Origin of the sequence: Gimesia sp. (genome assembly GCF_048262075.1) — a bacterium.
Classification (GTDB): Bacteria; Planctomycetota; Planctomycetia; order Planctomycetales; family Planctomycetaceae; genus Gimesia.
The window spans coordinates 72376-79999 of the sequence record NZ_JBLXFK010000021.1 but is presented as its reverse complement, the minus strand read 5'-3'; the positions used below and the strand labels follow the sequence as shown (position 1 = coordinate 79999).

The window sequence follows — 7624 nt, the reverse complement described above, 5'->3', positions numbered from 1 at the left end:
GATGATGAAAAATAATCAGACATGGGATCAGAATCTGATTACCTCTTGACAGATTTTAACACAGTCGCTGACACCTTAAATTCGGCTCGGTAGGCAACTGGCAGACCACTTTGGCTTAGAACCAAAGATGCTGTGGGTTCGAATCCCACTCGAGCTACTGAATAAATTACGTCCTCGTGGAGCAGTCCGGAGTGCTCGTCTGCCTGTCACGCAGAAGGTCGTGGGTTCAAATCCCATCGGGGACGCTTACAAACGGCGCGGTATGCAAACTGGTAAAGCAACGAAACTTAAAATTTCGTGATTGTCTGCGGGTTCGACTCCCGCCCGCGCTACTGACCAGTGTCCAGATTTGTGACAGCGTCTCCAGGGCCATCTGGATCGAGTAGATTAAGGATGGGAGTTTTCTGGTTAAACGGAATCAAAGTTAGATTTATTTACCTGCGTTGGCTGGGCATTGGCGAGCCCCGGTGGCTGTAACCCACCCGCTTTACGCTGTGGCGGTTCAACTCCGTCCCGACGCACTTGATATGGCCAAGTGGCGAAACTGGTAGACGCGCGACTCTCAGACAGTCGTTCCCACAGGGAGTGCGAGTTCGAATCTCGCCTTGGCTACTTTTTACTGACGCAGAGGGGCAGGTGCCCGGCCGACTCTCATAAGGTTGGTGCACCCGGTTCGATTCCGGGCTCTGCTATTTATTATTAATGGGCTGGCATGTACCTTGGGGGCGACTGACTCTTGCAAAGTCGGTGTGTTGGGTTCGATTCCCATCCGGTCCACTTTCTGTGTTTTCGATAATATTATGAATTACTGGATCAATCATGCGAACGACAAGAGAACTGGATTTGGGAAAACTAAACAGCGCGACCAAGTACCCTTCAATCCCCACGTACCATGCACTGGGTGAACGGGGCGCGCTGTTGGCAGAATATGTCGATTTTGATGGACAGCCGCTGATTGCGACTGAAAAAGTCGATGGCACCAACAGCCGGATTATTCTGATGCCGGATGGATGCTATCTGATCGGCAGCCGCGAAGAACTATTGCATGCGCGAGGCGATCTGATTCAGAACCCCGCCCTGGGAATTGTGGATACTCTCCAACAGACGGCCGAACGAATTGTCGACGTTGTTTCCACACCTGCGGATGTCATCACCGTCGTTTATCTGGAAACGTACGGCGGTAAAACAACCGCTGCTGCGAAACAGTACACGAGCCAGCGCGCGTTTGGTTTTCGTGTGTTCGATGTGAGTCGCATTGCGGTGGAGCATCTGGATGCCAGCCGTGAATCGATTGCCGCCTGGCGTGAGAACGGCGGGCAGTCGTTTCTACGCGAACAGGAATTGATCGAACTGGTCGATTCACTACAGTTGGAGTTGACGCCCCGGCTTGAAATCCAGGAGACGCTGCCAACGACAATTGTAGAAACGCATGCATGGCTGGAGTCCATGATTCCCGCGACGCTGGTCGCCCTGGACGACGCTGCCGGCGGCAGGCCTGAAGGTCTGGTGGTGAGAACTGCAGATCGCAGGCAGATCGCGAAAATCCGTTTCGAAGATTACCAACGTCATCAGAGACGGGCGGCTGGTAAAAAGTAGTTAGCAAAGAAAACTCCCCTCCTGACGGGAAACTGTCGGGAGGGGAGTTTTTATTTGTTGTACCTGAATCTCAATCAGGAAGCGTTCAGCGCTGTCCGCACGCCTTCGGCATACGCCGGGTCAACCAGTTCAAAATGTTTGAGCTGGCGGTCGACAATTTCTGTGGGCACGCCCTGCATGGCGGCGGCGATGTTGGAGAACAGTCGCGATTTCTGTCCGTCGTCGAACAGGTTGAATAACGCGCGGGGCTGTGAGTAATTGTCGTTGCCTTCACGGTGATCAAAGCGGGCGGCGTCGCCGGAGATCTTGAGTGGCGGCTCGGCGACATCCGGTTTTTCAACCGGTCCATTGAAAGAGTTCGGTTCGTAATAAGCATCCACGGGGCAGCCGTTCGATTTGAAGTGCATCGCGCCATCTTTGTGGTAGTGATGCACGGGGCACTTTGGTTCGTTTACCGGCAGTGCTTCGTAGTGAGTGCCAATGCGATGACGGTGCGCGTCGGCATAGGAGAGGACGCGGGCCTGCAGCATTTTATCGGGTGAAAAGCCGATTCCGGGTACCTTGTTCGAAGGGGAGAAGGCAGCCTGTTCGATTTCCGCGAAATAGTTTTCAGGATTGCGGTTCAATTCCATCGTACCCACGTCGATTAAAGGATAGTCGCCGTGCGGCCAGACTTTGGTGAGGTCGAATGGGTTATACGGTGTGAGGTCAGCATCCGTTTCCGGCATTACCTGGATCTGCATATTCCATTTGGGGAAGTCCCCTTTTTCAATCGCGTAGAACAGATCTTCCTGAGTACTCTCGCGAGTCTTGCCGACGACCTGTTCTGCTTCGGCATTGGTCCAGTGTTTGTGACCCTGCTGGGTTTTGAAGTGGAACTTAACCCAGAAGCGTTCGTTGTTGTCGTTAATCAAACTATATGTGTGACTGCCGTATCCATTCATATTCCTGACGCCGACTGGTAAACCACGGTCAGAGAACAGAATGGTTACCTGATGCAGTGATTCCGGAGAGAGCGACCAGAAATCCCACATGGCCGTGGGGGAACGCAGATTGGTTTTGGGATGCCGTTTCTGGGTGTGGATGAAGTCGGGAAATTTATAGGCGTCTCGAACAAAGAAGACCGGTGTGTTATTGCCAACCAGATCCCAGTTTCCCTCTTCGGTATAGAACTTGAGGGCAAAGCCGCGCACATCGCGTTCCGCATCTGCGGCACCTGCTTCGCCTGCGACAGTCGAGAAGCGGGCGATCATTTCCGTTTGTTTGCCCGGCTGCAGGACTTTGGCTTTCGTATATTTACTGATGTCATGTTCGATTGTCAGTGTTCCATGCGCCCCCCAGCCTTTCGCATGCACGACCCGCTCTGCAATCCGCTCCCGATTCTGGTGTGCCAGTTTTTCGATTAACTGGTAATCTTCCATTAATACAGGGCCGCGTGGTCCTGCTGTTAATGAATTCTGATTGTCGGGGACGGGGGCTCCGCCGGTTGTTGTCAGCGTCGGCTTATCGGTCATGGTAACTGTTCCTTGAGAGTTTGCAGGATCACGGCGTTTTCTATTCAATCGTGACAGGGACATAGAGCCCCATCTGAGCTTCATGTTAACTATATTGATCTGCGCGCAGGAAGTCTAATGCTGTGAGTGGATGGCTGTCATACCTCACGTGCATGATTTTACGAAATTTATTTCAGTGAGCACTGCGTCTGCGAATACTCATGAAGTCGTTTCCGAAATTCCAGGATTAATCGACTTTGAAAACGATAAGGATTCCAGATAACGGCGATTTTTCGCGTGGGACTGTTTCCACTGATCGAGCGGTAAACACGTCGGTCCGTTTTATCGAGCCGTCGCGCCATCTGGGGAATCATCGAAATGCCATGAGATAAAGAGACCAGTTCCTGCACCATCGCCAACTGACTGGTCTGCTCAACCGCGACGGGATGAAACGATCGTTGTCGGCAGAAGGAAACAATATTATCTGACAGGCAGTGTGCTTCATCCAACAGGACGAAGGGATAGGATTTGATATCGTTCAAGCGGATTTGAGGCTTATCTACCAGGGGATGATCTGGGGGCAGAACCAGAAATAATTCTTCTTCAAACAGTTCCTCGACTTCCAGGTATTTGGCAGGGACCGGCAGGGCGATGATGGCGAGATCAATTTCTCCCTGGGTACAGCGTTTGAGTAAATGGTCGGTCGTGTCCTCTTGAACAATCAGTGAGGCTTTGGGGAACTCGGCAGAAAACTGACGTAATAAATCAGGCAGAAAAAAAGGGGCAATCGTGGGGATGGCACCCACGCGGATCTGACCACTTTGACCATCGTCTGAGATTTCTGCTTTGGTGTCAGCAATTAACGTGAGGATCTGCTGGGCACGGGATTGCAGGAGTTTCCCTGCTTCGGTTAAGGCTACAGAGCGGGTTTTTCGTTCGAAGACAGGTTGCCCCAGTTCTTCTTCCAGTTTCTGGATCGAACGGCTGAGAGCTGGTTGAGAGATCAGCAGTTCTTCAGCTGCCCGGGTAAAGTTACCTCGTTCAGCGACTCGTAAAAAATAGCGTAATTGATCGACTTCCATCCTGGTTTGTTCCGTTTAGATAATGTTGTCAGGGTATTGTGTGTTTTTGTTCTATGCAGTGAAGGTATAGTTTAACGACTTGTACCGGACGGGAGCCAATAAGATCTGGTGTTTGCGTCTGATTTTTTACAAATCATTGGGAAATATGGATTTGGAGGTTTGTCAAAGTGAAAAATCATGCGAAAATAGAAGAAAGCGGACAGTATATATCGATATATCTAAATCCTTGAATGTTATTGAGGAGTGATTTACGATACTTGTACTGAGATCCGTGATGTTTACTTCTAATGGAGTCCTGTATGGCGACCCTGTTCAAACGATTCTGTTTGATGCTTCTGGTAAGTTCCTGTGTGCTTCGCTCTGGTATTTCTGCTGAAGAAGTAAAACCGGAAAAATTAACTTACGAAGAGCATATTCGACCTATTTTCCGTGCCCATTGTTTTGACTGCCACGGCGCCGTGGAAGAAATGCAGGGGGGCCTTGATTTGCGTCTGGTCCGTTTCATGACTAAGGGGGGGGAATCGGGCGAAGCGATCATTCCAGGGAAACCGGACGAGAGTTACCTGATCGAACGCATTGAAAGCGGCGATATGCCACCCGGCGAAGCGCGGGTGCCCCAGGATCAGATCGAGACACTGAAACGCTGGATCGCTGCAGGTGCTAAAACCGCGCGACCGGAACCAGAGACGATTGAACCGGGGTTGGGAATCACACCGGAAGAACGGGCCTACTGGGCGTTTCAGCCTGTGAAAAGGCCGGAGGTCTCCGAAGCATTCAAAAGCAGACTGGGAGTGCGTTCGCCCATCGATGCATTACTGTTAAAAGCGATGCCGGAAGGCTTGGCCTTTTCACCCGACGCCGAAAAGCTGACGCTGATCAAGCGAGCCAGTTTTGATCTGCTGGGGCTGCCTCCCCATCCCGATCAGCTTCGCCGAGTGATGGCTGATCAGTCGGCCGGCTGGTATGAAACTTATCTGGATGAACTGTTACAGTCGCCTCATTATGGAGAACGCTGGGCACGTCACTGGCTGGATGTTGCGGGCTATGCAGACTCTGAAGGTTATACCGTTAAGGATGTTGTTCGCCCCTGGGCCTGGAAATACAGGGACTACCTGATTCGATCATTGAATGCAAATAAACCATTCAATGAATTCATCGTTGAGCAGCTGGCTGGTGATGAATTAGCCGGAAAGCGTGCAGGTGATTTGACAGAAAAGCAGATTGAACTATTGACGGCGACCGGTTTCTTACGCATGGCCGCTGATGGAACCGGGAGCGGCAGCAATACTCCCGAAGCCCGTAACCAGGTCATTGCGGATACAATGAAAATTGTGAGTAGCTCGTTGATGGGGATGAGTGTCGCCTGCGCACAGTGTCACGACCATCGCTATGACCCGATTCCACAGTCGGACTACTTCGCAATGCGAGCTGTTTTTGAGCCTGCGTTTGACTGGCAGCATTGGCAAACACCACCACAAAGACAGGTCTCGCTCTACACAGCCGCTGATCGGGCCAAAGCAGCCGAAATTGAAGCGGAGGTCAAGAAAGTCGTCGCCACCAAAAGTGAAAAGCAGGCAGCATACATGGCTGAGGCTCTGGAAACGGAGCTGAAGAAGTATGAGCAGCCTTTGCGGGACCAGTTAAAAACGGCTTACCAGACAGCCGCGGATAAAAGAACTCCTGAGCAGAAAGAACTGCTCAAGAAAAATCCGAGCGTGAATATTTCACCGGGTGTGTTGTATCAGTATCTGCCGAAAGCTGCAGAAGAATTGAAAGAATTCGATAAACAGATTGCCGAGATCAGAAGTAAAAAGCCGGTGGAAGAGTTTTTACGGGCAGCGATTGAACCTGCCAATCATTTGCCGGTAACAAAGCTGTTTCACCGTGGTGATTATCGTCAGCCCAAACAGGTGGTTGAGCCTGCGGGATTGACAGTGGTTGCACCTGAAGGGGAACGCAAAAAATTCCCGGTTAATGACGATACTCTGCCAACGTCCGGGCGTCGGCTGGCATTTGCCCGCTGGCTGACGAACGGAGAGCATCCACTGGTCGCGCGCGTGCTGGTGAACCGGATCTGGTTACATCACTTTGGCCGGGCAATTGTCAGTACGCCGGGAGAGTTCGGTAAGCTGGGATCAACTCCCACCCATCCGGAGTTGCTCGACTGGCTGGCTTCAGAATTCATGCAGCAGGGTTGGGATCTCAAAAAACTGCACCGCACGATCATGCTGTCGACCGTTTATCGTCAGGCGGGCGCCCCTGATCCAAGCAAGGAATCGATTGATCCGGAAAACAATTATTACTGGCGTAAGCCCATCGTTCGCCTCGAAGCAGAAACGTTGCGAGATCGCATGCTGGCCGCTTCCGGTGTGCTTGACCCGCAATTATTTGGCGCTCCGGTAGGAATCAAAGAGGACGATTTTGGTCAGGTTGTTGTATCCGGCGATCAGCTTCGTCGCAGCTTGTATATTCAGGCCCGCCGCAGTCAACCAGTGGGGATGCTGCAGACTTTTGATGCACCGGTTATGGAGATCAACTGTGAGCGGCGTTCCAGTTCGACCGTCGCCACCCAGTCCCTGATGCTGATGAATGGTAGTTTCATCCTTTCGCAATCCGCGAAGCTGGCGGAACGTCTGGCGCGGGAAGCACCGGAATTGAAACCGGATACGCTGGCATCACTGCCTGAACTTCCGCCGACAGTCAGACCGGTGTGGAGTTATGGTTACGGGAAACTGGATGAAACCAGTTCACTGCAGAGTACCTTTACCGCATTACCGCATTGGTCCGGTTCCAGTTGGCAGGGAGGTCCCAAGCTCCCGGATCCTGCTTTAGGCTGGGTGACAATCAATGCGGGAGGCGGTCATCCTGCCAGTCAGTATGTTTCTATCCGTCGCTGGACAGCGCCTGTGTCGGGGACGCTGTCTGTCACAGGAAAACTACAGCATGGCAGTGAGCACGGGAATGGCGTGCGGGGATTGGTACTTTCCAGTCGATCCGGACTGGCCAGTCAGTGGGACATCAAAAATAAGTCTGTCGATACAGCAGTTGGTTCGCTCGCGGTCCAACAGGGAGATACGATCGACTTCATCACGGATTGTAAGCAGAATGATGTGGGCTTCGATTCCTTCTCCTGGGGTGTCCAGTTATCTCTGAAGAACGAACAGGGGGGAGTGCTTAAGTGGAATTCTGCCGCTGAATTTCGGGGGCCGGAAGCTGTTGATAAAAGCCTGCCCGCACAGGCCGCTTATGCATTTGAACTGGCTCTCTGCCGTCAACCGACGCCGGACGAATTGCTTCTGGTAACCCGTTTTATCAACAACCAGATGGTTTATCTGCAACAACATCCAGAACAGCTTCCCAAAGACGTCACGCCCGGACGACAGGTGATTACCAATCTTTGTCAGGCGCTGATGAGTTCTAACGAATTTTTATATGTCGATTGATGATTGCTGC

At 51.8% G+C, this 7624-nt stretch carries 4 protein-coding genes and 5 tRNA genes; 7 read left to right on the top strand and 2 right to left on the bottom strand.

What is annotated here, in order from left to right; translation table 11 throughout:
• The first annotated feature begins 83 nt into the window (after positions 1 to 83).
• The 6 genes from ACN0YH_RS26080 (at position 84) to ACN0YH_RS26055 (ending at position 1596) form a co-directional block, all read left to right on the top strand.
• Positions 84 to 157 (top strand) — tRNA-Leu (locus ACN0YH_RS26080).
• Between the two features lie 13 nt (positions 158 to 170).
• Positions 171 to 245 (top strand) — tRNA-Asp (locus tag ACN0YH_RS26075).
• Positions 246 to 254: 9 nt separating this feature from the next.
• Positions 255 to 332: transfer RNA gene (locus tag ACN0YH_RS26070), tRNA-Leu, on the top strand.
• Between the two features lie 197 nt (positions 333 to 529).
• Positions 530 to 612: transfer RNA gene (locus tag ACN0YH_RS26065), tRNA-Leu, on the top strand.
• Positions 613 to 704: 92 nt separating this feature from the next.
• Positions 705 to 777: transfer RNA gene (locus tag ACN0YH_RS26060), tRNA-Ala, on the top strand.
• A 42-nt stretch (positions 778 to 819) separates the two neighbouring features.
• Positions 820 to 1596, top strand: coding sequence for an RNA ligase family protein (locus tag ACN0YH_RS26055; RefSeq protein ID WP_417382535.1), 777 nt, complete (start codon positions 820 to 822; stop codon positions 1594 to 1596).
• Positions 1597 to 1670: 74 nt separating this feature from the next.
• On the opposite strand, the gene ACN0YH_RS26050 is transcribed toward ACN0YH_RS26055, so the two are convergent.
• Together ACN0YH_RS26050 and ACN0YH_RS26045 are read right to left on the bottom strand one after the other, a co-directional pair.
• Positions 1671 to 3110: a catalase gene (locus ACN0YH_RS26050; RefSeq protein WP_417382534.1), complete on the bottom strand. Its 1440-nt coding sequence runs from the start codon at positions 3108 to 3110 to the stop codon at positions 1671 to 1673.
• Between the two features lie 167 nt (positions 3111 to 3277).
• A complete protein-coding gene (locus ACN0YH_RS26045; RefSeq protein WP_417382533.1) occupies positions 3278 to 4171 on the bottom strand; it encodes a LysR family transcriptional regulator in 894 nt (297 codons plus the stop codon).
• A 299-nt stretch (positions 4172 to 4470) separates the two neighbouring features.
• Between ACN0YH_RS26045 and ACN0YH_RS26040 the strand changes: the two genes are divergently transcribed.
• Positions 4471 to 7614 (top strand): PSD1 and planctomycete cytochrome C domain-containing protein, encoded by a 3144-nt coding sequence (locus ACN0YH_RS26040; protein ID WP_417382532.1) that lies wholly within the window; start codon positions 4471 to 4473, stop codon positions 7612 to 7614.
• Positions 7615 to 7624: the final 10 nt, after the last annotated feature.

What these genes read in the sequence shown, in the direction of transcription:
- ACN0YH_RS26055 (WP_417382535.1), top strand. Translation starts at nt 820, where the DNA reads ATGCGAACGACAAGAGAACTGGATTTGGGAAAACTAAACAGCGCGACC.
- ACN0YH_RS26050 (WP_417382534.1), bottom strand. Translation starts at nt 3,110, where the DNA reads ATGACCGATAAGCCGACGCTGACAACAACCGGCGGAGCCCCCGTCCCC.
- ACN0YH_RS26045 (WP_417382533.1), bottom strand. Translation starts at nt 4,171, where the DNA reads ATGGAAGTCGATCAATTACGCTATTTTTTACGAGTCGCTGAACGAGGT.
- ACN0YH_RS26040 (WP_417382532.1), top strand. Translation starts at nt 4,471, where the DNA reads ATGGCGACCCTGTTCAAACGATTCTGTTTGATGCTTCTGGTAAGTTCC.